This window comes from Enterobacter sp. 186315 (assembly GCF_053290175.1).
The window spans coordinates 93,812-119,963 of sequence record NZ_JBPTTK010000004.1; the positions used below are offsets into that span (position 1 = coordinate 93,812).

At 57.1% G+C, this 26,152-nt stretch carries 23 protein-coding genes; 18 read left to right on the forward strand and 5 right to left on the reverse strand.

The genetic code is table 11. The annotated features are described in order from the left end of the window. Nucleotides 1–32 precede the first annotated feature (32 nt). The 4 genes from aroL to ppnP all read left to right on the forward strand — a co-directional run bounded on the left by aroL (nucleotide 33) and on the right by ppnP (nucleotide 2,076). Nucleotides 33–557: a shikimate kinase AroL gene (gene aroL, locus ACSVHP_RS06335; RefSeq protein WP_447551306.1), complete on the forward strand. Its 525-nt coding sequence runs from the start codon at nucleotides 33–35 to the stop codon at nucleotides 555–557. Nucleotides 558–609: 52 nt separating this feature from the next. After that, a complete protein-coding gene (yaiA, locus tag ACSVHP_RS06340; protein ID WP_234675120.1) occupies nucleotides 610–801 on the forward strand; it encodes a protein YaiA in 192 nt (63 codons plus the stop codon). Between the two features lie 237 nt (nucleotides 802–1,038). After that, nucleotides 1,039–1,716, forward strand: a complete 678-nt coding sequence (locus tag ACSVHP_RS06345) for an AroM family protein (RefSeq protein WP_447551307.1) — start codon at nucleotides 1,039–1,041, stop codon at nucleotides 1,714–1,716. Nucleotides 1,717–1,788: 72 nt separating this feature from the next. Continuing rightward, entirely contained in the window at nucleotides 1,789–2,076 is a 288-nt protein-coding gene (gene ppnP / locus ACSVHP_RS06350; protein ID WP_234675122.1) for a pyrimidine/purine nucleoside phosphorylase, read from the forward strand. Nucleotides 2,077–2,118: 42 nt separating this feature from the next. Here the strand turns inward: ppnP and rdgC are convergent, their stop codons facing one another. Then, a complete protein-coding gene (rdgC, locus tag ACSVHP_RS06355; protein ID WP_234675123.1) occupies nucleotides 2,119–3,033 on the reverse strand; it encodes a recombination-associated protein RdgC in 915 nt (304 codons plus the stop codon). 123 nt (nucleotides 3,034–3,156) lie between these two features. Here rdgC and mak point away from each other — a divergent pair, with 123 nt between their 5' ends. Continuing rightward, a complete protein-coding gene (mak, locus tag ACSVHP_RS06360) occupies nucleotides 3,157–4,062 on the forward strand; it encodes a fructokinase (RefSeq protein WP_417314261.1) in 906 nt (301 codons plus the stop codon). Nucleotides 4,063–4,172: 110 nt separating this feature from the next. On the opposite strand, the gene sbcC is transcribed toward mak, so the two are convergent. Together sbcC and sbcD are read right to left on the reverse strand one after the other, a co-directional pair. Then, nucleotides 4,173–7,304, reverse strand: a complete 3,132-nt coding sequence (gene sbcC / locus ACSVHP_RS06365) for an exonuclease subunit SbcC (protein ID WP_447551309.1) — start codon at nucleotides 7,302–7,304, stop codon at nucleotides 4,173–4,175. Continuing rightward, nucleotides 7,301–8,506 (reverse strand): exonuclease subunit SbcD, encoded by a 1,206-nt coding sequence (gene sbcD / locus ACSVHP_RS06370; protein ID WP_447551311.1) that lies wholly within the window; start codon nucleotides 8,504–8,506, stop codon nucleotides 7,301–7,303. Before sbcD ends, sbcC begins: the two co-directional genes overlap by 4 nt. Nucleotides 8,507–8,691: 185 nt before the next feature. On the opposite strand from sbcD, the gene phoB reads away from it, so the two are divergent. The 8 genes from phoB to ACSVHP_RS06410 all read left to right on the forward strand — a co-directional run bounded on the left by phoB (nucleotide 8,692) and on the right by ACSVHP_RS06410 (nucleotide 19,167). Then, a complete protein-coding gene (phoB, locus tag ACSVHP_RS06375; RefSeq protein WP_234675127.1) occupies nucleotides 8,692–9,381 on the forward strand; it encodes a phosphate response regulator transcription factor PhoB in 690 nt (229 codons plus the stop codon). Between the two features lie 21 nt (nucleotides 9,382–9,402). Next, a complete protein-coding gene (gene phoR, locus ACSVHP_RS06380; protein ID WP_417314265.1) occupies nucleotides 9,403–10,698 on the forward strand; it encodes a phosphate regulon sensor histidine kinase PhoR in 1,296 nt (431 codons plus the stop codon). Between the two features lie 409 nt (nucleotides 10,699–11,107). Further along, a complete protein-coding gene (gene brnQ, locus ACSVHP_RS06385) occupies nucleotides 11,108–12,427 on the forward strand; it encodes a branched-chain amino acid transporter carrier protein BrnQ (protein ID WP_234675129.1) in 1,320 nt (439 codons plus the stop codon). A gap of 80 nt (nucleotides 12,428–12,507) precedes the next feature. Next, entirely contained in the window at nucleotides 12,508–13,881 is a 1,374-nt protein-coding gene (proY, locus tag ACSVHP_RS06390) for a proline-specific permease ProY (protein WP_447551312.1), read from the forward strand. A gap of 140 nt (nucleotides 13,882–14,021) precedes the next feature. Then, nucleotides 14,022–15,839: a maltodextrin glucosidase gene (gene malZ, locus ACSVHP_RS06395; RefSeq protein WP_447551313.1), complete on the forward strand. Its 1,818-nt coding sequence runs from the start codon at nucleotides 14,022–14,024 to the stop codon at nucleotides 15,837–15,839. Between the two features lie 201 nt (nucleotides 15,840–16,040). Further along, entirely contained in the window at nucleotides 16,041–16,682 is a 642-nt protein-coding gene (locus ACSVHP_RS06400) for a hydrolase (protein WP_234675132.1), read from the forward strand. 49 nt (nucleotides 16,683–16,731) lie between these two features. Further along, on the forward strand, nucleotides 16,732–17,277 hold the full coding sequence (locus tag ACSVHP_RS06405) for an antibiotic biosynthesis monooxygenase (protein ID WP_447551315.1): 546 nt from the start codon (nucleotides 16,732–16,734) through the stop codon (nucleotides 17,275–17,277). A gap of 21 nt (nucleotides 17,278–17,298) precedes the next feature. After that, nucleotides 17,299–19,167 (forward strand): amidohydrolase, encoded by a 1,869-nt coding sequence (locus ACSVHP_RS06410; protein WP_447551316.1) that lies wholly within the window; start codon nucleotides 17,299–17,301, stop codon nucleotides 19,165–19,167. Nucleotides 19,168–19,214: 47 nt separating this feature from the next. Here ACSVHP_RS06410 and ACSVHP_RS06415 read toward each other — a convergent pair whose 3' ends face one another. Further along, nucleotides 19,215–19,817, reverse strand: a complete 603-nt coding sequence (locus tag ACSVHP_RS06415; protein ID WP_131633292.1) for a peroxiredoxin — start codon at nucleotides 19,815–19,817, stop codon at nucleotides 19,215–19,217. A gap of 127 nt (nucleotides 19,818–19,944) precedes the next feature. Continuing rightward, the gene (acpH, locus tag ACSVHP_RS06420; protein ID WP_234675135.1) at nucleotides 19,945–20,526 is read right to left on the reverse strand and encodes an ACP phosphodiesterase; all 582 of its coding nucleotides are present in this window, start codon (nucleotides 20,524–20,526) and stop codon (nucleotides 19,945–19,947) included. Nucleotides 20,527–20,619: 93 nt separating this feature from the next. Between acpH and queA the strand changes: the two genes are divergently transcribed. From queA to secF, 5 genes are read left to right on the forward strand one after another with little or no spacing between them, the layout of a single operon-like run. Further along, the gene (gene queA, locus ACSVHP_RS06425; RefSeq protein WP_234675136.1) at nucleotides 20,620–21,690 is read left to right on the forward strand and encodes a tRNA preQ1(34) S-adenosylmethionine ribosyltransferase-isomerase QueA; all 1,071 of its coding nucleotides are present in this window, start codon (nucleotides 20,620–20,622) and stop codon (nucleotides 21,688–21,690) included. 55 nt (nucleotides 21,691–21,745) lie between these two features. Further along, a complete protein-coding gene (gene tgt / locus ACSVHP_RS06430; RefSeq protein WP_234675137.1) occupies nucleotides 21,746–22,873 on the forward strand; it encodes a tRNA guanosine(34) transglycosylase Tgt in 1,128 nt (375 codons plus the stop codon). A gap of 22 nt (nucleotides 22,874–22,895) precedes the next feature. Continuing rightward, nucleotides 22,896–23,228, forward strand: a complete 333-nt coding sequence (gene yajC, locus ACSVHP_RS06435; RefSeq protein WP_003021544.1) for a preprotein translocase subunit YajC — start codon at nucleotides 22,896–22,898, stop codon at nucleotides 23,226–23,228. Between the two features lie 27 nt (nucleotides 23,229–23,255). Next, the gene (gene secD / locus ACSVHP_RS06440) at nucleotides 23,256–25,103 is read left to right on the forward strand and encodes a protein translocase subunit SecD (RefSeq protein WP_447551319.1); all 1,848 of its coding nucleotides are present in this window, start codon (nucleotides 23,256–23,258) and stop codon (nucleotides 25,101–25,103) included. 10 nt (nucleotides 25,104–25,113) lie between these two features. Beyond that, the gene (secF, locus tag ACSVHP_RS06445) at nucleotides 25,114–26,085 is read left to right on the forward strand and encodes a protein translocase subunit SecF (protein WP_234675139.1); all 972 of its coding nucleotides are present in this window, start codon (nucleotides 25,114–25,116) and stop codon (nucleotides 26,083–26,085) included. Nucleotides 26,086–26,152: the final 67 nt, after the last annotated feature.

The window sequence follows — 26,152 nt, forward strand, 5'->3', positions numbered from 1 at the left end:
CGGCCATCCGGCATCAAGGGGAACACCTGGTTATGACCCAACCCATCTTTTTAGTTGGCCCCCGCGGCTGTGGGAAATCCACCGTTGGCCTTGAACTGGCTCACGCCTGTCACAGCGCATTCGTGGATACCGACCACTGGCTTCAGACCCATGCAGGACGATCTATTGCCGACATCGTGGAAGACGAGGGCTGGGAAAGCTTTCGCGCCCGTGAAACCGCCGCGCTTAAAGCGGTCACCGCGCCATCCACGGTTATCGCGACCGGCGGCGGCATTATTCTGGCGCAGCATAATCGCCAGTTTATGCGTGAGAACGGAATTGTGATTTATCTTTGCGCGCCGGTTTCAACCCTGGTTGAGCGCCTCGAAGCCTTCCCGGAAGAGGGGCAACGTCCCACGCTGACCGGCAAGCCTATCAGCGAAGAGGTGAGCGACGTGCTGGCCGAGCGCGATGCGCTGTACCGCGAGGCGGCACACCACGTGGTGGATGCATCCGCGTCACCCAAAGAGGTTGTGATTCAGATTATTACCGCCCTGCGTTTGGCGTGCGCCAGCTAAGCGCCGTCTATACTCATAGTTCAGACAATAAAATCTTTAAAAAGGATGAACTATGCCAACCAGACCTCCCTATCCGCGTGAAGCACGCATTGTGACCGTTGAAAAAGGTGCCAGCGACCAGACCGTGACCTGGTATCAGCTGCGTGCCGATCACCCGAAGCCGGATTCCCTGATCAGTGAACATGAAACTGAGCAGGAAGCGCTCGATGCGAAACGGCGCTACGAAGATCCTGAGAAGTCCTGATAAAAATCCTAAAGCGTCCTTAATCGTGCCTTAATCACACTTTTCAACCATCCAAAATGTTAAGCAGGAGTTAAAGTTCAGTTATTACAGGCAGATTCGGTAATGGCCGTGGATCTTTACACTATGGGGTAAAGATCTGCTGCTACTCTTGGTGCTGTTTTGTAGAAAAAATGAACAGTGCAGAGTGCTGAGCCTGTACCTGTGTGGCAGCAGTAGCAGTAACGGAAGGCGATCAACATGAAGGCGACGTTGGCGATCCTCACTATCGGTGTGGTGCCTGTAAGCGAAGTATTACCGCTCCTGACGGAGCATGTCTCTGAACAACAGATCACGCATCTTAGCCTGCTCGGGAAGATGAGTCGGGCAGAGGTCATGGAAGACTACGCTATCGACGAGGGGGATGACCCTCTGCCGACGTTGTTAAACGACGGTCACATGGCGCACGTGTCGCGCCAGAAAATTGAGCGCGCGCTGCAAGGCGTGATTGAGGTGCTCGATAATCAAGGTTACGACGTGATTTTGCTGATGAGCACCGCGCCGATTAAGGGGCTGTCGGCGCACAACGCGATTTTACTTGAACCTATGCGCATTATCCCGCCGCTGGTGGCCTCCATTGTAGATGGTCATCAGGTGGGGGTGATTGTCCCCATCGAAGAACTTCTTGCGCTCCAGGCCGCGAAGTGGAGCACGCTTGAGAAGACCCCCCTCTATGCGCTGGCGCACCCTATCCACGATAGCGATGCGGCGCTTATCGCCTCCGGGCAGTCGCTGCTGGACAGGGGCGCCGACGTGCTGATGCTGGATTGCCTGGGTTTTCATCAGCGCCACCGGGATTTACTGCAAAAAGCGCTCGATGTCCCGGTCCTGTTATCTAACGTCTTAATGGCGCATCTGGCGTCTGAACTGCTGGCGTAATGATTTTGCGTGACAGTTCATGAGCATGGCCCCTATAGTGGATTTTTCTCTAATAAATATAAGGGCCAGTACATGCTTCAGAGTAACGAATACTTTTCCGGTAAAGTGAAATCCATTGGTTTTACCAGCAGCAGCACTGGCCGCGCCAGCGTTGGGGTGATGGCTGAAGGGGAATATACCTTTGGCACGGCGGAAGCCGAAGAGATGACGGTTGTCAGCGGTGCGCTGAACGTCTTACTGCCGGGTGAAACCGAGTGGAAAGTCTTTGCTGCCGGGCAGGTTTTCAACGTCCCTGCGCACAGCGAGTTCCATTTGCAGGTGGCTGAACCAACCTCTTATCTGTGCCGCTACCTGAAATAACCTTTTTCTTCCCTCTCCCCATTGGGGGAGAGGGATACCGGATTATCTCTGCGCTTCGCCGCCGAGACCTTCCACCAGGCTCTGGATCAACGCAGCCAGTTCGCCCGTCATCAGAATAAAGTCCGCGTCAAAACGCTGAGCGTAATCTTCCCGATCGATATCTTCGTTCTGATCGCGCAGTTCGTCGCAGAACTTCAGGCGCTTCACGGAGCCATCGTCGCACATCACAAACTGGATGCGCTGCTGCCAGTCGAGCGCCAGCTTGGTTACTACTTTGCCCGCTTCGATGTGAACCGCGATCTCGTCGCTCACCAGATCCTGCTTTTTCGCGCGGATCACGCCGCCGTCTTCCAGCAGCGCTTTCAGCTCGGCTTCGTCGAGGATCTGGAAGCCCTGAGCGGCCGTTCCGCTGCGCACCCACTCGGTCAGCGTCAGCTCAATCGGGGTTTCTAGCGCCAGCGGCACAACCGGCAGCGAGCCAAGGCTCTTACGCAGCAGCGCCAGCGTATCTTCCGCTTTCTTCGCGCTGGCGCAGTCGACCATGATCAACCCGTTTACGGTGTCGATCCACATCATGGTCTGGCTGAAACGGCTAAAGGCGCGCGGCAGCAGGGAGTGCAGCACTTCGTCCTTCAGGGAATCTTTTTCAGTTTTTTTCAGCTTGCGGCCCTGTTCGGCCTCGAGCTTGAAGATCTTCGCTTCGAGCGCCTGCTTTACCACCGGCGTGGGCAGGATCTTCTCTTCTTTACGCGCACAAACGACGATTTGACCCGTGCTGCTGGCGTGGGTCAGCGCATCGCTTTGTGAACCCATCGGCGGAACCCAGCCGGTCTTCGCCATGTCCTGGCTACCGCAAGGGGTGAAGGTGTAAGCGGCTAACTGTTTTTCCATCTCTTCAGCACGCAGCGAAACGTCGCGGCTAAGACGGTAAACCATCAAATTTTTGAACCACAGCATGATAATTTCCACGGCCTTGTCGTTAAATCAGCGGGCATGATAGCGAATTGTCGCCTCGCTTGCATTGCTAATCGGGTAGCGGACTTCTACTCTGTTGATAATCAAAATAAAGAGGAGCGTGCTGTGCGTATTGGGATTGATTTAGGCGGGACGAAAACAGAAGTGATTGCACTGAGCGAGCAGGGGGAGCAGCTGTTCCGCCACCGTTTGCCGACACCGCGCGACGACTATCATCAGACCATTGAAACCATTGCCCACCTTGTCGAGATGGCCGAGCAGGAGACCGGGCAGACCGGCACCGTGGGGCTGGGGATCCCCGGCTCTATTTCGCCCTATACCGGGGTGGTTAAAAACGCGAACTCCACCTGGCTCAACGGCCAGCCTTTTGACAAAGATCTCAGCGCGCGCCTGAAGCGCGAGGTGCGTCTGGCGAACGATGCTAACTGTCTGGCGGTGTCCGAGGCCATCGACGGCGCGGCCGCTGGCGCGCAGACGGTGTTTGCGGTGATTATTGGCACCGGCTGCGGCGCGGGCGTGGCTTTTAACGGTCGTGCGCACATCGGCGGCAACGGCACGGCGGGCGAGTGGGGACACAACCCCTTGCCGTGGATGGACGAGGACGAGCTGAAGTATCGCGCCGAAGTGCCCTGCTACTGCGGCAAGCAGGGCTGCATTGAGACCTTTATTTCCGGCACCGGCTTTGCCACCGATTACCATCGCCTCAGCGGAAATCCGTTAAAAGGTAACGAGATCATGCGCCTGGTTGAGGAGCAAAACCCGGTTGCCGGACTGGCGCTCAGCCGCTACGAAATTCGCCTCGCGAAGTCGCTCGCGCACGTGGTGAATATTCTCGATCCCGACGTGATCGTGCTGGGCGGCGGCATGAGCAACGTGGATCGTCTGTATGCCACGGTGCCTAATCTGGTGAAGCAGTGGGTGTTCGGCGGGGAGTGTGAAACGCCGATCCGCAAAGCGGTACACGGGGATTCCAGTGGCGTGCGGGGCGCCGCGTGGCTGTGGCCGGAATGAAACATCTCCTCGAAGATGGATAGGAACATACGGCCGGAGTCGCTGGAACAGTTCCCTCTCCCTGTGGGAGAGGGCCAGGGTGAGGGCACCAGACCGCACCGTCCCCCCATTCAATTCACCGCAAACTCCCTGTCCAGCCGGCTATACCCCAGCCCGTTGATCTTCTTCACCTTGATCTGCACCGGAATGCGCTCTTTCATCGCCTCGACGTGGCTGATCACCCCGATCGTTTTCCCCGTAGCATTAAGCGCGTCGAGCGCATCCAGCGCCGTATCCAGCGTTTCGCTGTCCAGCGTGCCGAACCCCTCATCCAGGAACAGCGAATCGATCCGCGTTTTGTGGCTTACGAGGTCGGAAAGCGCCAGCGCCAGCGCCAGGCTCACCAGGAAGCTTTCGCCGCCCGACAGCGTGCGTGTGTCGCGCACCGCGTCGGCCTGCCAGGTATCCACCACCTCCAGCTCCAGCGCATCGCTTGCCTTGCGTTGCAAGAGATAGCGCCCGTGCAGGCGGTTAAGCTGCTGGTTTGCCAGCCACACCAGATTATCCAGCGTCAGTCCCTGAGCGAATTTGCGGAAGCGATCGCCGGTGCTGGAGCCGATCAGCGCGTTAAGATATCCCCAGTCGTCGGCCAGCCGCGCGGCCTCGTCAATTTGCTGCATCAGCGCCTGCTGATGCAGACGGTTATCGCTATCCTGCTTCAGCTGCTGGCGGATTTCGCCCTGATGGGTGGTGTTCTCACGCAGCCGCTGCGCCAGCCGTTGCAGCTCGGCTTGTAAGGTCGCAGCGTCAGCGTTCAGCCCTTCCGGGCGCTGTGCCTGATGCGCCTCACGCTGCCGGTTCGCCTGCACGAGCAGCGCCGTTGTCTGCTGGTTCTGGTTCTCCAGCGTCTGCTTAAGCTGCTCAAGACGCATCAGCGTGTCGTTATCGAGCAGCGCGGCGAGGAACGCCTCCTGGCTGCTGAACGCGCTTGCCGCCAGCGCCGTTGCGAACTGCGCCTGCGACTGCTGCAACCGTTCGCTTTCCAGCCCTTCCTGCTGCTGAAGCGTGGCGAGCTGGCTTTGCAGAGAAACGCACTCGTTATGCACGTCGCGCCAGTTGTCCGGGATCGTCGCCTCAGCGTCGGCGTTCTCGCTCAGAGGTAGGGTGTCGAGAAGCGGCGTCAGGGCGTTAATACGCTCCTGAATGGCGTTGTGCCGGGTCTGAATTTCCTGCCAGCGTGCGGATTCACCTTCGCGCTCGGCGAGCCACGCCGGTTCGGTTCCCGCTTCCGGCACGGCCAGGCCAAGCCGGTGCAGCGCGCTTTCCAGCGTCTGGCGGTTCGCGTCCAGCTGTTGCTGGTACTGGCGCTGCTGCTCTTCCTGCTCGTTAAGCTGATTTTGCAGCGTCAGGCGCTGGCTGAGCTGATAAAGCTGACGCTCGTAGTGTTCCTGCTCGTTCATCCACGGCGCGATATCATCCTGAATATTCAGGGTTACGTTCAGGCTGGCGCACACCACCTGCCACTCTGTGCCCAGCGCCTGCGCCTCCTGCGCTAATGTCTGCGCCGCGTCCGTTTCACGCTGGATCTGCTGGGTAAGCGCGTTAACCTGCCCCAGAACTAATAGCCCCTCGTCTTTTAGCGCGGCGACCTCTTTTGCCATCTCGTCGCGACGGCGCTGGTTCGCGCTCAGCTCCAGCGCCTGATAGGCCGTGACCGCCGGATGCGTCGTGGAGCCGCACAGCGGGCAGGGCTGCCCGGACTGCAACAGCGCGCGCTCTGCCTCCAGGCTTTTGATCTTCTCTTCCTGCCTGCACAGCAGCTCAACATCCTGATAGTGCTGGTTTTTCTCTTTATACTGCTGCCTGCGCAGGGCCAGGGTTTCGTTAAGGCGGGTCTGCTCCGCCTGCGCTTTTTGCAGGCTTTCGCCGTTTTGCGCTATGCGCTGTTGCAGCGGCTGATAGCGGGCATGAAGCGCGGTCAGGCGCTGACGCCCGGCGCGCGAGCGGGTCTGTTGCTCCATCGCCATCGCAACCTCATCGGCATTCAGCCTCAGGCTGGTTTCCGGCAGGCTGCTGAGCTTTTGGCGCAGCTCATGAATACGGGCGGCGAGCGTTGTAAGCTGCTGATTATCCCGATGAAGCTGGGCAAAATGCGCGCGCCATCCGGCAATTTCCTGGCCCCAGTAACGGAAACGGTCGTGCTCGGCCAGCCAGCGGGCAACGGACGTCAGCTCGGCCTGTAACTGCTCGCGAGCGTGTAGCGCGGCGGTGCGAATACGCCCGCGCAGCGCGGTTCTGGCATGTAAGCGAGTGTTTACTTCGTCGATCTGCTGGCGGGTTTGCGTCAGGCGCGCGGTCTGCTCCTGCTGACGCTCCCAGAGCGGGCGCAGCTGCGCCGCAGGCTGTGCCAGCTGGAGTTTCGCCAGCTCGGGCCCGGCGTCTGCCAGCGCCTGCTGCGCCTGCTGCTGCTGAGCGGTTGCACGCTGCTGCGCCTGAATCAGCTCATCGCTGCGCGTAAGCCATTGAAACTCTTTCTGCTGATGCTGCTGTTGCGCCAGCAGGATTTTCTCTTCGTCAGTGAGTACCTGCAAACTTTGCTGCAACTGCTGTTGCTGCTCTTCACTGAGCAGCACGACGCCCGCGGCCTGCGCTTCACACTTCTCCAGCGCGCTGCGGGCGGCTTTATGCTGTTCAAAGACTTTGGCCGAAATCTGGCCGTAGATCTCCGTGCCTGTCAGCTCTTCCAGCAGCTCCGCCCGGTCGCCGGGTCTGGCGTTAAGGAACGCGGCAAACTGCCCCTGCGAGAGCAGCATGGAGCGGGTAAAGCGATCGTAATCCAGCCCGGTTAAGGCGGCGGTCTGTTCCAGCTTGTCCGTGACTTTATCCGCCAGAATTTTACCGTCTTCACAGCGCGCCAGCTCTACGCGCGGCGCCTGTAAGTTCCCGTCCGGCTGGTTGCGCGCGCGGTTCTGGCTCCAGAATGCGCGATAGGCGACCCCTTTGACCTCAAATTCCACCTCGGCCAGGCACTCGGCGGTATCCCGCGTCATGAGATCGTTTTGCGCCTGCGAGACTTTTTGCAGGCGCGGCGTTTCGTGGTACAGGGCCAGACAGATGGCGTCGAGCAGGGTGGTTTTCCCCGCGCCGGTCGCGCCGGTAATGGCAAACAGGCCGTTGCTGGCAAAGGGCTCAGCGGTAAAGTCGATTTTCCACTCGCCTTTCAGGGAGTTGAGGTTTTTCAGACGCAGGCTCAGGATTTTCATGCGTTTTCCTCCTCATCGTTCAGCGTGGCGAGCGTGTAGCTGAACAGCTCGTTGAGCCTCGCGCGCTTCTCATCGTCAATCTCTTCATGCGCCAGACGACGCTCGAAAACCTCTTCGACCTTCAGCTCGCTCAGGGTTTCGCGCTGCGCGCCGAGCAGAATTTTCTCGCGCTGTTCGCGGCTGCGGCGCACCAGCAGCACCTCGACGGGGAGGTCTTCCGTCAGGGCCTGGATTTTACGCTGCATATCGTGCAGGTATTCGTCGGTGGTGATTTCGATATCCAGCCAGACGGGCGGGTTAAGCTCTTTGTCGCGCCACTGTTCCAGCTGCGCGGTGATGGCCGCTAAATCTCCTTTCAGCACCGCCAGCGGCTGGGTAACGGGCACTTCCAGCGACTCTACCGTACCGAGCCTGCCGTCGTTAAAGGTCACCAGATGCACGCATTTAGCCTTGCCGGTTTCGTCAAAGCTCAGGGAAATCGGCGAACCGCAGTAGCGAATGTGCTCGCAGCCGCCAATTATCTGCGCGCGGTGAATATGCCCCAGCGCGATGTAGTCGGCCGGGGGGAAGTTTTGCGCCGGGAAAGCGTCCAGCGTGCCGATATAGATGTCACGTACCGCGTCACTTTTGCTGGCACCGACGGTGGTCAAATGCCCTGTAGCAATCACCGGAATTGGCTGCGCGCCGCGCAGGGCGCAGGCCTCGGCGTGCTGCTGGTGATAGTAGTCGGTGATGGCCTGAAGCAGATGCTGCTGCTTTTCGCTGCCGGAAAGCCCCGCCTGGCTCTGCACGATATCCCGTGGACGTAAAAACGGTATCGGACAGAGCACCGCCCCCGGCGTGCCGTCGCGTTTTTTGAGGATCTGCGGCGCGTGTCCGGCGCTGGCCACCACCGTGGTATTCAGGAAGGCGAGAATGTCGCGAGATTCGTTAAGGGTTGCCACCGAGTCGTGATTGCCCGCAACAATCACCAGATGACAGCCGGTTTGCTGCAAATTAACGACAAAGCGGTTGTAAAGTTCGCGCGCATAGCTCGGCGGCTGCCCGGTATCAAAAATATCGCCCGCCACGATAATGGCATCCACCTCATGCGACCGGGCCGCGTCCAGCAGCCAGGTGAGGAAAGCTTCATGTTCAGCGGCGCGGCTTTTACTGTAAAAGTTTTGGCCCAGATGCCAGTCCGAGGTGTGAAGTATGCGCATAGCGGTTCCGTGGCAAAAAAAGATGGAGGGGATTATAAACGTTAAGAACGGAAATTATCCGCTGTAATAAAACAACGGTTTGCCATTTTTAGTGATATCGTTTTTCATAAATCTGTCATAAATCTGACGCATAATGACGCCGCATTACAAACTTGTAACTTAAATAAGATAAGACAGGGCAAAGTATGGCGAGACGTATTCTGGTCGTAGAAGATGAAGCTCCGATTCGTGAGATGGTGTGCTTCGTGCTCGAACAAAATGGCTTCCAGCCGATCGAGGCGGAAGATTATGACAGCGCGGTGAATCAACTTAACGAACCCTGGCCTGATTTGATTTTACTCGACTGGATGTTGCCCGGCGGCTCGGGGTTGCAGTTTATCAAACACCTCAAACGTGAAGCCATGACCCGCGATATTCCGGTCGTCATGCTGACGGCGCGCGGTGAAGAGGAAGATCGCGTGCGCGGTCTGGAAACCGGCGCGGACGATTACATCACCAAGCCTTTCTCCCCGAAAGAGCTGGTGGCCCGCATTAAAGCCGTGATGCGCCGCATTTCGCCGATGGCGGTGGAAGAGGTGATTGAGATGCAGGGGCTGAGCCTTGATCCTACCTCACACCGCGTCATGACCGGCGAAAACCCGCTCGATATGGGCCCTACCGAATTCAAGCTGCTGCACTTCTTTATGACCCACCCGGAGCGCGTTTACAGCCGCGAGCAGTTGCTGAACAACGTCTGGGGAACTAACGTCTATGTCGAAGACCGGACGGTTGATGTCCACATTCGCCGCTTGCGTAAAGCGCTGGAGCTGAGCGGCCACGATCGTATGGTGCAGACGGTCCGCGGCACGGGTTATCGTTTTTCTACCCGTTTCTGAACAATGACAGGAGTGTGACGCGTGCTGGAACGTCTGTCATGGAAAAGGCTCGTTTTTGAACTGATCTTATGCTGTATCCCGGCCCTCATTCTGGGGGCGTTTTTTGGCCATTTGCCGTGGTTTTTGCTGGCGGCGGTGACCGGCCTTCTGATCTGGCATTTCTGGAATTTACTGCGCCTTTCCTGGTGGCTGTGGGTTGACCGAAGCATGACGCCACCGCCGGGAAGCGGCAGCTGGGAGCCGCTGCTCTACGGCCTGCACCAGATGCAGATGCGTAATAAAAAGCGCCGCCGCGAGCTGGGCAGCCTGATCAAACGTTTTCGCAGCGGGGCGGAATCGCTGCCGGATGCGGTGATCCTCACCACGGAAGAGGGCACCATGTTCTGGTGCAACGGCCTGGCGCAGCAGCTGCTGGGCCTGCGCTGGCCGGACGATAACGGGCAAAATATCCTCAACCTGCTGCGATACCCGGAATTTACCCTGTACCTGAAAAAGCGCGATTTTACGCGGCCGCACAATTTGAAGCTCAACAACGGGCGTCATCTTGAGATCCGCGTAATGCCCTATAGCGATAATCAGTGGCTGATGGTGGCGCGCGACGTCACCCAGATGCACCAGCTTGAGGGGGCAAGGCGCAACTTCTTTGCCAACGTCAGCCACGAGCTGCGCACCCCGCTCACCGTGCTTCAGGGCTATCTGGAGATGATGCAGGAGCAAACGCTAGAGGGCGCGCCGCGCGAGAAAGCGCTCCACACCATGCGCGAGCAGACGCACCGTATGGAAGGGCTGGTGAAGCAGCTGCTGACCTTATCGAAAATCGAAGCCGCGCCCGCGCTGGCCCTCAACGAAACCATCGACGTGCCGATGATGCTGCGCGTGGTGGAGCGTGAAGCGCAGACCCTGAGCCACGGAAAGCATCAGCTGACGTTTAACGTGGATAACGCGCTGAAGGTGCGCGGCAGCGAAGACGAGCTGCGCAGCGCCATCTCAAACCTTGTCTATAACGCGGTGAACCACACGCCGGAAGGGACGCACATTGTCGTGACGTGGCAACATCTGCCGTCAGGAGCGGAGTTTAGCGTCGAAGATAACGGGCCGGGGATTGCGCCAGAGCATCTTCCACGGCTGACCGAGCGCTTCTATCGCGTGGACAAGGCGCGCTCGCGGCAGACCGGCGGCAGCGGGCTGGGGCTGGCGATTGTGAAGCACGCGCTTCATCATCACGATAGCCGTCTTGATATTCAGAGCACGTTAGGGAAGGGCACGCGTTTCAGCTTTATTATCCCGGAAAGATTGATTGCCAGAATGAGTGCCTGACAGCAGGCGTGTCATCTTACCTTTCCACGGGCCAGCGACTGCTGGCCCGTTTGCGTTGCAGTTAAGCGAAACGCGAATGAATAATATACGGTTGATGGTTTTTTGTTCGCATGATTAACCACGGGTTTTTCCAGTATTTAGCGTAATGTGCTGGTCTGTGTTTTCATGCTGGCATATTGTTCCGGTTTTAAGATCCCACCTTGCCTTTAAACGTTATAAGCGTTTAAATTGCCCCCCATATACTGTCATACCGACTGTATTTGCGTGGTAAATCGAAAAACTATTCTTCGCCACGCCAGGACGGGAGCATTTCCCGCTGAAATTGAGCAAATTTTCCGCTGTATCGTCCCGTCAGGGATAAGGGAAATCTCAACGTTTTCAACACCACATCCACAGGCAGTAAGGTTCTATGACCCATCACTTGAAATCGCGCGACATCATCGCGCTGGGCTTTATGACATTTGCGCTGTTCGTTGGCGCAGGCAACATCATCTTTCCACCAATGGTTGGCTTACAGGCAGGCGAACACGTCTGGACGGCGGCCATTGGTTTTCTGATTACCGCTGTGGGTCTACCTGTGCTGACCGTTGTCGCGCTGGCGAAAGTGGGTGGCGGCGTGGACAGCCTTAGCACGCCAATCGGTAAAGTGGCGGGCGTTCTGCTGGCGACCGTGTGCTATCTGGCCGTCGGTCCGCTGTTTGCGACCCCGCGTACGGCAACCGTGTCTTTCGAAGTGGGGATCGCCCCGCTGACCGGTGACGGCGCGATGCCGCTGTTTATCTACAGCCTCGTGTACTTCGCTATCGTGATTCTGGTCTCCCTCTATCCGGGCAAGCTGCTGGATACCGTGGGCAACTTCCTGGCACCGATGAAAATCATCGCGCTGATCGTGCTGTCCGTGGCCGCCGTCATGTGGCCTGCGGGTCCTATCAGCGACGCGATGGACGCCTATAAAAACGCCGCGTTCTCTAACGGCTTTGTGAACGGCTATCTTACGATGGATACGCTGGGTGCGATGGTGTTTGGTATCGTTATCGTTAACGCCGCGCGTTCCCGTGGCGTGACCGAAGCGCGTCTGCTGACCCGTTACACCATCTGGGCTGGCCTGATGGCGGGCGTGGGCCTGACGCTGCTGTATCTGGCGCTGTTCCGTCTGGGTTCAGACAGCGCAATGCTGGTCGATCAGGGCGCGAACGGTGCGGCAATCCTCCACGCTTACGTGCAGCACACCTTTGGTGGCGCGGGCAGTATGCTGCTGGCGGTGCTGATCTTCCTGGCGTGTCTGGTGACCGCGGTTGGCCTGACCTGTGCGTGCGCTGAGTTCTTTGCGCAGTATCTGCCGCTCTCTTACCGTACGCTGGTGTTCATTCTGGGCATCTTCTCAATGGCGGTATCGAATCTCGGTCTGAGCCACCTGATCCAGGTTTCTATTCCGGTGCTGACGGCGATTTATCCGCCGTGTATCGTGCTGGTGGTGCTGAGCTTCACCCGCCCGTGGTGGAATAATTCCTCCCGAATTATTGCGCCAGCCATGTTTATCAGCCTTATTTTTGGTATCCTTGACGGGATAAAAGCATCAGCATTCGGTGACGTGCTGCCAGCCTGGACGCAGCGTCTGCCGCTGTCCGAACAAGGCCTGGCATGGCTGATGCCTACCGTTGTAGCGCTGGTTCTGACCATTATCTGGGACCGTGCAGCAGGGCGTCAGGTTACTTCTAACGCGCATTAATCAACGGCAACAAACTGTTTAACCACGGGGCTTAAGGCCCCGTGGTTTTTTGTTTTTTCGAGTTGAATGGCAAGACGTAAATGGAAAGCACTAACAAACTAAAACGTGGACTGAGCACCCGCCACATTCGCTTTATGGCGCTGGGTTCAGCAATCGGTACTGGCCTTTTTTATGGCTCGGCAGATGCCATTAAAATGGCCGGTCCCAGCGTGCTGCTGGCCTACATCATTGGCGGCGTCGCGGCGTATATCATCATGCGTGCGCTGGGTGAAATGTCCGTGCATAACCCCGCTGCAAGCTCCTTCTCCCGCTACGCGCAGGAGAACTTAGGCCCGCTGGCCGGGTATATCACCGGCTGGACCTACTGCTTTGAGATCCTGATTGTCGCCATCGCCGACGTCACCGCGTTCGGCATCTACATGGGCGTCTGGTTCCCGACGGTGCCGCACTGGATTTGGGTGCTAAGCGTGGTGCTGATAATCTGCGCCATTAACCTGATGAGCGTGAAGGTGTTCGGCGAGCTGGAGTTCTGGTTCTCGTTCTTTAAAGTCGCCACCATTATCATCATGATCGCCGCCGGTTTCGGCATCATCATCTGGGGTATCGGCAACGGCGGTCAGCCAACCGGCATCCATAACCTGTGGAGCAACGGCGGCTTCTTCAGCAACGGCTGGCTCGGCATGGTGATGTCTCTGCAAATGGTGATGTTCGCCTACGGCGGCATCGAAATCATCGGCATCACCGCCGGTGAGGCGAAAAACCCTGAGAAGTCCATTCCGCGCGCGATTAACTCCGTGCCGATGCGCATCCTGGTGTTCTACGTGGGCACGCTGTTCGTCATTATGTCTATTTATCCGTGGAACCAGGTGGGGACCGAGGGCAGCCCGTTCGTGCTGACCTTCCAGCATCTGGGGATCACCTTCGCCGCCAGCATTCTGAACTTTGTGGTGCTCACCGCGTCCCTGTCTGCGATCAACAGCGACGTGTTTGGCGTGGGGCGTATGCTGCACGGCATGGCGGAGCAGGGCAGCGCGCCGAAAGTGTTCGCCAAAACCTCGCGTCGCGGTATTCCGTGGGTGACGGTGATGGTGATGACCATTGCGCTGCTGTTTGCGGTGTACCTCAACTACATCATGCCTGAAAACGTCTTCCTGGTGATTGCATCCCTGGCGACCTTCGCGACCGTGTGGGTGTGGATCATGATCCTGCTCTCGCAGATTGCGTTCCGCCGTCGCCTGCCGCCGGAAGAGGTGAAAGCGCTGAAGTTCAGAGTGCCGGGCGGGGTGGCAACCACCGTGACCGGGCTGATCTTCCTGGTCTTTATCATCGGGCTGATTGGCTATCACCCGGATACGCGTATCTCGCTGTATGTGGGCTTCGCGTGGATTGTGCTGCTGCTGGTGGGCTGGATGTTTAAATGCCGCCGCGACCGCCAGCTGGCGAAAGCACAGTAGTTTTTCGACCCCTCTTCCTGCGGGAGAGGGGACTTTTTGCCTCCTCCCCCGACCTCATCCCCCAATAAATCCTCTCGTGATGAACTAACCTTAACAACCCTGTGGCAAGGTGACGTCAATTTCATCAAAGGGGATTCGTGATGTTAAACGCCTGGCACCTACCGGTTGCCCCATTTGTTAAGCAAAACAAAGATAACCTCGTCATTACGCTGTGGCTGACGGGTGAAAACCAGCCCGAGCGGGTGACCCTTCGCGCGGAAGTGGATAACGAAGAAACCACGATCAAAATGCACAAGCAGCGCGCCCAGCCGCAGCCTGGCGTCACGGCGTGGCGCGCCAATATCGATCTGCGCAGCGGCCAGCCACGCCGTCGCTACGGATTTAAGCTGCTGTGGGCTAACCGTCAGCTGTGGTTCACGCCCCAGGGGTTTAGCCGTTTTCCCCCTGCGCGGCTTGAGCAGTTTGCCGTCGACTATCCGGACAATGGCCCGCAGTGGGTCAACGATCAGGTCTTTTATCAAATCTTCACCGACCGCTTTGCCCGTAGTGAAGAACGCACGGCGCAGCAGGATAAGATCTATTACCACCACGCCGCCGGGCACGACATCATTCTTAAAGGTTGGGACGAACCGCTGAGCGCACAGGCGGGCGGCTCGACCTTTTACGGCGGCGATCTCGACGGAATTAGCGAAAAGCTGCCCTACCTGAAAAAGCTCGGCGTCACGGCGCTCTACCTCAACCCGGTGTTCAAAGCCCCGAGCGTGCATAAATACGATACGGAAGATTATCGCCACGTTGACGAGCAGTTTGGCGGGGATGAGGCGCTCCTGCGCCTGCGGGAAAATACCCAACGGGAGGGAATGCGCCTGATTCTGGACGGCGTCTTCAACCACAGCGGGGATTCCCACGCCTGGTTCGACAGGCACAATCAGTCGATGGGCGGCGCCTGCCATAACCCCGACTCGCCGCAGCGGGAGTGGTACAGCTTTGATGAAGAGGGGCGCGCGCTGGACTGGCTGGGCTACGCCAGCCTGCCTAAGCTCGATTTTCAGTCTCAGACCCTGGTGAATGAAATTTATGGCGCGGAAGACAGCATCGTGCGCCACTGGCTCCAGCCGCCGTGGAATATGGACGGCTGGCGTCTGGACGTGGTGCATATGCTGGGCGAAGCGGGGGGCGCGCGGAATAACCTTCAGCACGTTGCCGGTATAACCCGCTCGGCAAAGGTGGCGCAGCCCGAGGCGTTTGTCTTTGGCGAGCACTTTGGCGATGCGCGCCAGTGGTTGCAGGCCGATGCCGAAGACGCGTCGATGAACTATCGCGGCTTTACCTTCCCGCTGTGGGGATTCCTCGCCAATACCGATATCTCTTACGATCCTCAGCATATCGACGCCGAAACCTGTATGGCGTGGATGGACAACTACCGCGCCGGGCTGTCGCAACAGCAGCAGCTGCGGATGTTTAACCAGCTCGACAGCCACGACACCGCGCGCTTTAAATCCTTGCTCGGCAAAGACGTGGCGCGCCTGCCGCTGGCGGTCACCTGGCTCTTTACCTGGCCGGGCGTGCCCTGCATCTACTACGGCGACGAAGTGGGGCTGGACGGTAACAACGATCCGTTCTGCCGTAAAACCTTCCCGTGGAACGCGGAACGGCAGGACGCGTCGCTCTTCAGCCTGTACCAGCGCCTGACGACGCTGCGTAAGCAAAGCCAGGCTCTGCGCTACGGCGGCTGTCAGGTGATATATGCCCACGATAACGTGGTGGTGTTTGTTCGCGTTTATAACCAGCAGCGCGTGCTGGTAGCGATTAACCGGGGCGAGGCCTGTGAAGTGGTGCTGGACGACTCTCCGCTGCTCAACGTGAAGGCGTGGCAGCTGAAAGAGGGCAAAGGCACGTTGCAGGAGGGCATTTTGTCTCTGCCTGCGATTTCTGCCTGCGTGTGGTTCGGTAATTAATTCCCGTCAGCAGCCGGTGTTATTCACCGGTAGCTGACTATTTTTTCAGGTCATTCTGTTTAATTAAACAGAGCCGACAAATTTCTTTAATATCCCCAAATTCAATTCTCGCTATACTCACTTTGCTTTATCAGTCAGGGCCCTTTCTCATATAGCACACAAAACCTTATGCTTTTAACATATTGATTAAAAGGTACTTTTATGTCTATTCGTGAACTGATTGACCCATCCAATTCCGCACTGATTTTTATCGATCACCAGCCGCAAATGTCATTTGGCGTAGCCAATATCGATCGTCAGTTGTTGAAGAATAATACGGTCGCCCTGGCGAAAGCAGGCAAAATATTTGATGTTCCGGTTATCTACACGTCGGTGGAAACGAAAAGTTTTAGCGGCTATATCTGGCCGGAATTACTGGCCGTTCACCCTGATGTTAAACCTATCGAACGGACGTCTATGAATTCCTGGGAAGATGAAGCGTTTGTTGCGGCGGTAAAAGCGACGGGCCGCAAAAAACTCATCATCTCTGCCCTGTGGACCGAAGTGTGCCTCACCTTCCCAGCGCTGATGGCATTGGATGAAGGCTTCGAAGTGTACGTGGTGACCGATACCTCCGGCGGCACCTCCGTTGATGCCCACGAACGCGCCATCGACCGCATGGTGCAGGCGGGCGCCGTGCCGGTGACCTGGCAGCAGGTTCTGCTCGAATACCAGCGTGACTGGGCACGCAAAGGCACTTATGACGCGGTGATGGATCTGGTGCGCGAGCACAGCGGCGCCTACGGGATGGGCGTTGATTATGCCTATACCCTCGTTCACGGCGCGCCAGAGCGCAAAGCGTAATCCTTTCCGGGCGGGGCCATCCCGCCTTTCAATAATCCAGGGAACCTTTATGGCGCAAAATTCACATGTGACGCTGGTGATCACCCATACGTTGCTTCCGGGGCAAACCGAGCGTTATGAGCAGTGGCTAGGCAAAATTATGCCCATCGCGGCGGAATTTCCCGGTCATCTTGGCGCGAACGTCATTCGTCCGTCCGGGGATCAATCCCTGTGGACGGTGATTATCCGCTTCGACAATCTCGAACACCTCTACGCCTGGACGCAGTCCGACACCCGTAACGCGCTGGTGAAAAAGATTGAACCGCTGCTGGCGGAAGGGGATAAAACCGAGGTTCGTACCGAAGCGGCGTTCTGGTTTACCCCGCCGGAGCCGCACGTGCGTAAGCCGAAGCAGTGGAAGCAGTTTCTTATTACGCTGCTGGTGATCTTCCCGAGCACTAACGTGGTGCCGCTCGTCACCGGGGCGCTCCTGCCCGGCCTGAAAGGTTCTTTACTGCTGCATTTGATTAACGATGCCTGTGTGGTCGCGCTGGTGGTCTGGCTGTGGATGCCCATCGTGACCCGTCTGTTTGCCGGATGGCTTAAAAAAGCCTGATCCGGCCCAAAGGAGTACGTTATGTCTCAAACTGCTACGCTGATCTTAACCAAAGGTCAGATCCATACGCTTGACCGCGAAAATCCGATAACGGAAGCGGTGGCGATCGCTAACGGTAAGATCCTCGCGACCGGAAACCACGATCGCATCATGAGCTATGCCGCCCAGGGCACGCAGATTGTCGATTTGCAGGGAAGCACGGTGATACCGGGTCTTAACGACTCGCACCTGCACCTGATCCGCGGGGGCCTGAACTACAACCTTGAGCTGCGCTGGGAGGGCGTACCGTCCCTGGCCGATGCGCTGCGTATGCTGAAAGATCAGGCCGATCGCACGCCGTCGCCGCAGTGGGTGCGGGTGGTGGGCGGCTGGAGTGAATTCCAGTTCGCCGAGCGCCGAATGCCCACCGTTCAGGAGCTTAACGATGCCGCGCCGGATACCCCGGTGTTTGTCCTCCACCTGTACGACCGCGCATTGCTGAACCGCGCGGCGCTGAGGGCGGTGGGCTACACCAAAGACACGCCAAATCCGCCGGGCGGTGAGATCGTGCGCGACAACAACGGCAACCCGACGGGGATGCTGATCGCCAAACCGAACGCCATGATCCTCTACTCGACGCTGGCGAAAGGGCCGAAGCTGCCCCTTGAGCAGCAGGTAAACTCGACGCGCCAGTTTATGCGCGAGCTAAACCGTCTGGGGCTGACCAGCGCCATCGACGCGGGCGGCGGTTTCCAGAACTATCCGGAAGATTACGAAATCATCGAGCAGCTGCACGCCAAAGAGCAGATGACGGTGCGTATTGCCTATAACCTTTTCACCCAGCGTCCGAAACAGGAGCTGGACGATTTTGAGCGCTGGACCGACATGCTCAAGCCCGGGCAGGGAACCGATTTCTACCGCGCCAACGGGGCGGGTGAAATGCTGGTCTTCTCGGCGGCCGATTTTGAAGACTTCCTCCAGCCGCGTCCGGATCTGCCGGAAGGCATGGAGGACGAGCTGGAGCGCGTGGTGCGTCACCTGGTGGAAAACCGCTGGCCGTTCCGCCTGCACGCCACCTACGACGAATCCATCAGCCGGATGCTGGACGTGTTCGAGAAGGTCAACCGCGATATTCCGTTTAACGGGCTGCACTGGTTCTTTGACCATGCTGAAACCATCACTGAGCGTAATATCGAGCGCGTGAAGGCGCTGGGCGGCGGGATTGCGGTGCAGCACCGTATGGCGTTCCAGGGGGAATATTTCGTCGATCGCTACGGCAAAGAGGCGGTGAAACACACGCCGCCGGTGGCGAAAATGCTGGAGCTGGACGTGCCCGTCGGGTTAGGTACGGACGCCACCCGCGTGGCGAGCTATAACCCGTGGACGGCGCTCTACTGGCTGGTGTCCGGGCGCACCGTTGGCGGTCTGGCGATGTATGACGATAACAACCGCCTGCCGCGCGACGTGGCGCTTGAGCTGTGGACGGCAGGCAGCGCGTGGTTCTCCAGCGAGCAGGGCAAGAAAGGTCGGCTGGTTGAGGGGCAGCTCGCGGATCTGGTGGTGCTGTCGAAGGATTACTTCAGCGTGCCGGAAGAGGAGATCAAGGGCATTGAGTCGGTGCTGACCGTGGTGGATGGCAAAGTAGTGTACGCCGCCGGGCATTTCAGCCCGCTTGCGCCACCGCCGATCCCGGTTCTGCCGGAGTGGTCACCCGTGGTGAACGTGCCGGGACATTATCGCGCGGCGCCGCCGGCCGCCAGCAAGGTGGGCGCGGTAGTGCAGATGCACCAGTGCATCGGCAGCTGCGGCGTGCATGGACATGCTCACGGCATTGCGCGGCAGTCGACGATCCCGGTGTCCGACGAACAGGCGTTCTGGGGCGTGCTCGGCTGTTCATGCTTCGCGTTCTAAAACAAAAAGGCCCGCATAAGCGGGCCTTTTTTCGTAAACCGTGCCGATTACAGGCTGGATACGTTCTCGGACAGGTATTTCGCCACGCCGTCTGGGGACGCGTTCATACCCTCTTTGCCTTTTTCCCACTGAGCCGGGCACACTTCACCGTGCTCTTCGTGGAATTGCAGCGCGTCAACCATACGCAGCATTTCGTCGATGTTACGACCCAGCGGCAGATCGTTCACAACCTGGTGACGAACGATGCCGTTCGCGTCGATCAGGAAGGAACCGCGCAGCGCCACGCCAGCGTCCGGATGTTCGATACCGTAAGCCTGCTGGATTTCGCGTTTGATGTCCGCAACCATCGCGTATTTCACCGCACCGATGCCGCCGTTGTCGACAGGGGTGTTACGCCATGCGTTGTGTACAAATTCGGAGTCAAAGGACACGCCGACAACTTCTACGCCACGTTTCTGGAATTCTTCGTAACGCTTGTCGAATGCGATCAGTTCAGACGGGCAAACGAAGGTGAAGTCCATTGGCCAGAAGAACAGAACGGTCGCTTTGCCGTTGGTGTGCTGTTTGAAATTGAAGTTTTCAACGATTTCACCGTTACCCAGAACTGCGGCAGCTGTAAAATCCGGAGCCGGACGAGTTACCAGAACCATATGATTCTCCTGTAGATACTAAGGTTATTTGGAACGCAACGCGGGCCAGTATAGAGAGTGTTCATCAGGAACACAAAGAGGCGCTAACAATCGTTCACCAAGCTTTAACCTATCAATGACAGTGATATTAAAGCTGTTTGTTTTTGGCCTGCGCCATCATGCGCGGATAGAACTGCCAAAAGCGGGTTTCCAGCGCGGCGTAATGGGTATCCAGGTCGTGCCACGAGTCGCGCAGGGCGTCCAGACGCGGGCGGCGACTGGCCATGCCGTTCAGCACGTTCTGGATAAACGCCATTTCGCGGTAGCGCTCCAGCCAGCGTTCTGACCACATATAGTGATTCAAATTGACGAAGCGAGGCGGCGATTCCGGCAAAATCAGCGCCACCTGTTCATGGGCGTAATGAATGAATTCCTGCAACGGCATCTCCGGCGAGAGCTGTGCCCAGTGGCGAGACAGGAAATGATCCCACATTACGTCGAGGGTAATGGGCGCAACGCGACGCGTCTCCGGGCGGAACCACTCTTTGGCCTCTTTCACTTCCGGCAGGTTGTCGGTTAACACGTCGATGCGGCGATGCATAAAAATCCCGTCGACAACGTCAGCGGAGTAACTTTCCGCAGGATTTCCGCGCACAAAATCGGCCAGCAAATTCCCGGAGAGGGAGCTGTCGGCGAGATGGGCGAGGTGCAGGTGAGCGAGAAAATTCATGCGTTATGTTTATCCAGGATGCGGCTAGTTGTTGCAGCAAAAGGGTGTGAGCACTAGACTATGCCGCCTGTTTTTAAGTCACGAGTATACGTCATGCGCGTCGCCGATTTCTCCTTTGAACTACCTGAATCCCTGATTGCTCACTATCCAATGCCTGAGCGCAGTAGCTGTCGTTTACTGTCACTGGACGGGCCTACGGGCGAGCTGACGCACGGTACTTTCACCGATTTGCTCGACAAGCTCAACCCTGGCGATCTGCTGGTCTTTAACAATACCCGCGTGATCCCGGCGCGTCTGTTTGGCCGTAAAGCCAGCGGCGGCAAGATTGAAGTGCTGGTCGAACGTATGCTCGATGATAAACGTATTCTGGCACATATTCGCGCATCCAAAGCGCCGAAGCCGGGCGCAGAGCTGCTGCTGGGCGACGACGAAAGCATTAAGGCGACCATGACCGCGCGCCACGATGCGCTGTTTGAAGTGGAATTCAACGACGAACGCACGGTGCTCGATATTCTGAACACCATCGGCCACATGCCGCTGCCGCCGTACATTGAGCGTCCGGACGAAGAGGCCGATCGCGAGCTGTATCAAACGGTTTATAGCCAGAAGCCCGGCGCGGTCGCCGCACCGACGGCGGGGCTGCACTTTGACGAGCCGCTGCTGGAAAAACTGCGCGCCAAAGGCATTGAGATGGCGTTTGTCACGCTGCACGTCGGCGCGGGCACCTTCCAGCCGGTGCGCGTAGACAGCATCGAAGACCATATCATGCACTCTGAATATGCCGAAGTGCCGCAGGAGGTGGTTGACGCGGTGCTGGCGGCGAAGGCTCGCGGCAGCCGCGTGGTGGCGGTCGGCACCACCTCAGTGCGTTCCCTTGAGAGCGCCGCACAGGCTGCGAAAAGCGATCTGATCGAGCCGTTCTTCGGCGATACGCAAATCTTTATCTATCCAGGCTATCAGTACAAAGTGATTGATGCGCTGGTGACCAACTTCCATCTGCCTGAATCCACGCTGATTATGCTGGTGTCCGCTTTTGCGGGTTATCAGCACACGATGGCGGCCTACAAGTCTGCGGTAGAACAAAAATATCGCTTTTTTAGCTACGGGGACGCGATGTTTATCACGTACAATCCGCTGGCTTTGAACGAGCGTGTCGGGGAATAAGTCCGCGGCACCAGAATAATGTGTTGGACTGTTTTTCTGGCACAGAGGAATCTGAATGAAATTTGAACTTGATACCACCGATGGCCGCGCACGCCGTGGTCGCCTGGTGTTCGATCGCGGCGTGGTGGAAACCCCCGCGTTTATGCCTGTTGGCACCTACGGCACCGTAAAAGGGATGACGCCGGAAGAAGTCGAAGCCACTGGCGCACAAATTATCCTCGGTAACACCTTCCACCTGTGGCTGCGTCCTGGCCAGGAAATCATGAAGCTGCACGGTGACCTGCACGACTTCATGCAGTGGAAAGGCCCTATCCTCACCGACTCTGGCGGTTTCCAGGTCTTTAGCCTGGGCGATATCCGCAAGATCACCGAGCAGGGCGTTCACTTCCGTAACCCAATCAACGGCGATCCGATCTTCCTCGATCCGGAAAAATCGATGGAGATTCAGTACGATCTCGGTTCCGACATCGTGATGATCTTCGACGAATGTACGCCATACCCGGCTGACTGGGATTACGCTAAGCGTTCAATGGAGATGTCTCTGCGTTGGGCGAAGCGTAGCCGCGACCGTTTTGATTCTCTTCAGAATAAAAACGCGCTCTTCGGCATTATTCAGGGCAGCGTTTACGAAGATTTACGCGATATCTCCGTTAAAGGTCTGGTAGAGATAGGCTTTGATGGCTACGCTGTCGGCGGTTTGGCAGTAGGTGAGCCAAAGGAAGACATGCACCGTATTCTGGAGCATGTTTGCCCGCAAATCCCTGCTGATAAACCACGTTACCTGATGGGTGTGGGTAAACCAGAAGATCTGGTTGAAGGCGTGCGTCGCGGCATTGATATGTTCGACTGCGTCATGCCAACCCGCAACGCGCGTAACGGCCATCTGTTCGTTACCGATGGCGTGGTGAAAATCCGTAACGCGAAGCACAAAAGTGACACCAGTCCGCTCGACGCTGAGTGCGATTGCTACACCTGTCGCCATTACTCTCGTGCGTATCTGCATCATCTCGATCGTTGCAATGAGATTTTAGGTGCGCGTCTGAATACCATTCATAATCTTCGTTATTATCAGCGCTTAATGGCTGGTTTACGTAAGGCTATTGAAGAGGGTAAATTAGAGAGCTTCGTGACCGATTTCTACCAACGTCAGGGTCGAACCGTTCCACCTTTGAACGTTGATTAATATTAATAATGAGGGAATTTGAATGAGCTTTTTTATTTCTGATGCGGTAGCGGCAACAGGTGCTCCAGCGCAGGGCAGCCCGATGTCTCTGATTCTGATGCTGGTTGTGTTTGGTCTGATCTTCTATTTCATGATCCTGCGTCCACAGCAGAAGCGCACCAAAGAGCACAAAAATCTGATGAACTCCATCGCGAAAGGCGATGAAGTGCTGACCAACGGTGGTCTGGTTGGTCGCGTAACCAAAGTGGCTGAAAGCGGCTACATTGCTATCGCGCTGAACGACACCACTGAAGTGGTTATCAAACGTGACTTCGTAGCTGCCGTTCTGCCGAAAGGCACGATGAAGGCGCTGTAATTCAAACTTTTCCCAAAGGGAACTGCCGTGTTAAACCGTTATCCTTTGTGGAAGTACATCATGCTGGTCGTCGTGATTATCGTCGGCCTGCTGTACGCGCTTCCCAACCTGTATGGTGAGGATCCGGCCGTTCAAATCACTGGCGCGCGCGGTGTCGCCGCCAGTGAGCAAACGCTGATCCAGGTCCAGAAAACGTTACAAGAAGAAAAAATTACCGCGAAGTCTGTGGCACTGGAAGAGGGCGCAATTCTTGCTCGCTTCGACACCACCGACACGCAGCTCCGCGCTCGCGAAGCGCTGATGGGCGTGCTGGGTGATAAATATGTCGTGGCGCTGAACCTTGCTCCTGCAACGCCGCGTTGGCTGGCTGCCTTAAACGCAGAGCCAATGAAACTCGGTCTTGACCTGCGTGGTGGTGTTCACTTCCTGATGGAAGTGGATATGGATACCGCGCTGGGCAAATTGCAGGAACAAAACATCGACGGCCTGCGCAGCGATCTGCGTGAAAAAGGCATCGCTTATACCACCGTGCGTAAAGAAGATAACTACGGCATGAGCATCACGTTCCGCGACAGTGCGGCACGCGATCAGGCTGTAGATTACCTGACCCCGCGTCACCGTGACCTGGTGATTACCTCTCAGGGTAACAACCAGCTGCGCGCCGTGATGACAGATGCACGTCTTAAAGAAGCGCGTGAATACGCCGTTCAGCAGAACATCAACATTCTGCGTAACCGTGTAAACCAGCTGGGTGTTGCTGAGCCGCTGGTACAGCGTCAGGGTGCTGACCGTATCGTGGTTGAGCTGCCGGGTATCCAGGATACCGCGCGTGCGAAAGAGATTCTGGGCGCAACCGCAACGCTGGAATTCCGTCTGGTTAACTCCAACGTCGATCAGTCCGCTGCTGCCTCTGGCCGTATTCCGGGCGATTCTGAAGTGAAACAGACCCGCGAAGGTCAGCCAGTTGTGCTGTACAAACGCGTGATCCTGACCGGTGACCATATCACCGACTCCACTTCAAGCCAGGACGAATACAACCAGCCGCAGGTTAACATCTCGCTGGATAGCGCGGGTGGCAACATCATGTCTAACTTCACTAAGGACAACATCGGCAAACCGATGGCGACCCTGTTCGTGGAGTACAAAGACAGCGGTAAGAAAGATGCCAACGGCCGTGCGGTGCTGGTGAAAGAGGAAGAGGTGATTAACATCGCCAACATCCAGTCTCGTCTGGGTAACAGCTTCCGTATCACCGGTATCAACAACCCGAACGAAGCGCGTCAGCTCTCGCTGCTGCTGCGTGCCGGTGCGCTGATTGCGCCAATTCAGATTGTTGAAGAACGTACCATTGGTCCAACCCTGGGTATGCAGAACATCAAACAGGGTCTGGAAGCATGTCTGGCCGGTCTGGTGGTCTCCATCCTCTTCATGATCTTCTTCTATAAGAAGTTTGGTCTGATTGCGACCTCCGCGCTGGTGGCGAACCTGGTACTGATCATCGGTATCATGTCGCTGTTGCCGGGCGCAACGCTGACCATGCCGGGGATTGCGGGTATCGTTCTGACCCTTGCGGTGGCGGTCGACGCCAACGTTCTGATAAACGAACGTATCAAAGAAGAGTTGAGCAACGGTCGCTCTGTACAGCAGGCGATTGATGAAGGTTACAAAGGTGCTTTCAGCTCCATCTTCGATGCGAACGTAACAACACTGATTAAGGTTCTTATCCTGTATGCAGTGGGTACTGGCGCTATCAAAGGCTTTGCGATTACAACCGGTATCGGTGTTGCAACGTCTATGTTTACCGCTATTGTCGGCACCCGTGCCATCGTGAACCTGCTGTACGGCGGCAAGCGCGTCAAAAAGCTGTCTATCTGAGGAGTGCGTTGTGGCACAGGAATATACTGTTGAACAATTGAACCACGGCCGTAAAGTCTGGGACTTTATGCGCTGGGACTACTGGGCCTTCGGCATTTCAGGTTTTCTGCTGATTCTGTCCATCGCCATCATGGGCGTTAAAGGCTTCAACTGGGGTCTGGATTTCACCGGTGGTACGGTGATTGAAATTTCCCTGGAAAAACCGGTCGATATGGACCAGATGCGCGTGTCTCTGCAAAAAGCGGGCTTTGAAGAGCCGCTGTTGCAGAACTTTGGCAGCAGCCGCGACATCATGGTACGTATGCCACCGGTACACGATGCCAACGGCAGCCAGGAGCTGGGCAGCAAGGTCGTTAACGTGATTAACGAAACCACTAACCAGAATGCGGCGGTTAAGCGTATTGAGTTCGTGGGGCCAAGCGTAGGCGCAGACCTGGCGCAGACCGGTGCGATGGCGTTGCTTGTCGCGCTGATCTCTATCCTGGTGTACGTCGGTTTCCGCTTCGAGTGGCGACTGGCGGCGGGTGTGGTTATCGCACTGGCGCACGACGTGGTGATCACCATGGGGATCCTGTCGCTGTTCCACATTGAGATCGACCTGACTATCGTGGCATCCCTGATGTCCGTTATCGGTTACTCACTGAACGACAGCATCGTGGTATCTGACCGTATTCGTGAAAACTTCCGTAAGATCCGTCGCGGTACGCCGTACGAAATCTTCAACGTGTCGTTGACCCAGACGCTGCACCGTACCTTGATCACATCCGGTACCACCTTGATGGTTATCCTGATGCTGTTCCTGTTCGGTGGCCCGGTTCTGGAAGGCTTCTCGCTGACCATGCTGATTGGTGTTTCTATCGGTACTGCTTCGTCTATTTACGTTGCGTCCGCTCTGGCACTGAAGCTTGGCATGAAGCGCGAACACCTGCTCCAGCAGAAGGTCGAAAAAGAAGGGGCGGATCAGCCGTCAATTCTGCCGTAAGGCAACGAATAGTGCGTTATCGAAATCCCGGTCCGATGGCCGGGATTTTTTTTGCGTATTAAAAAAG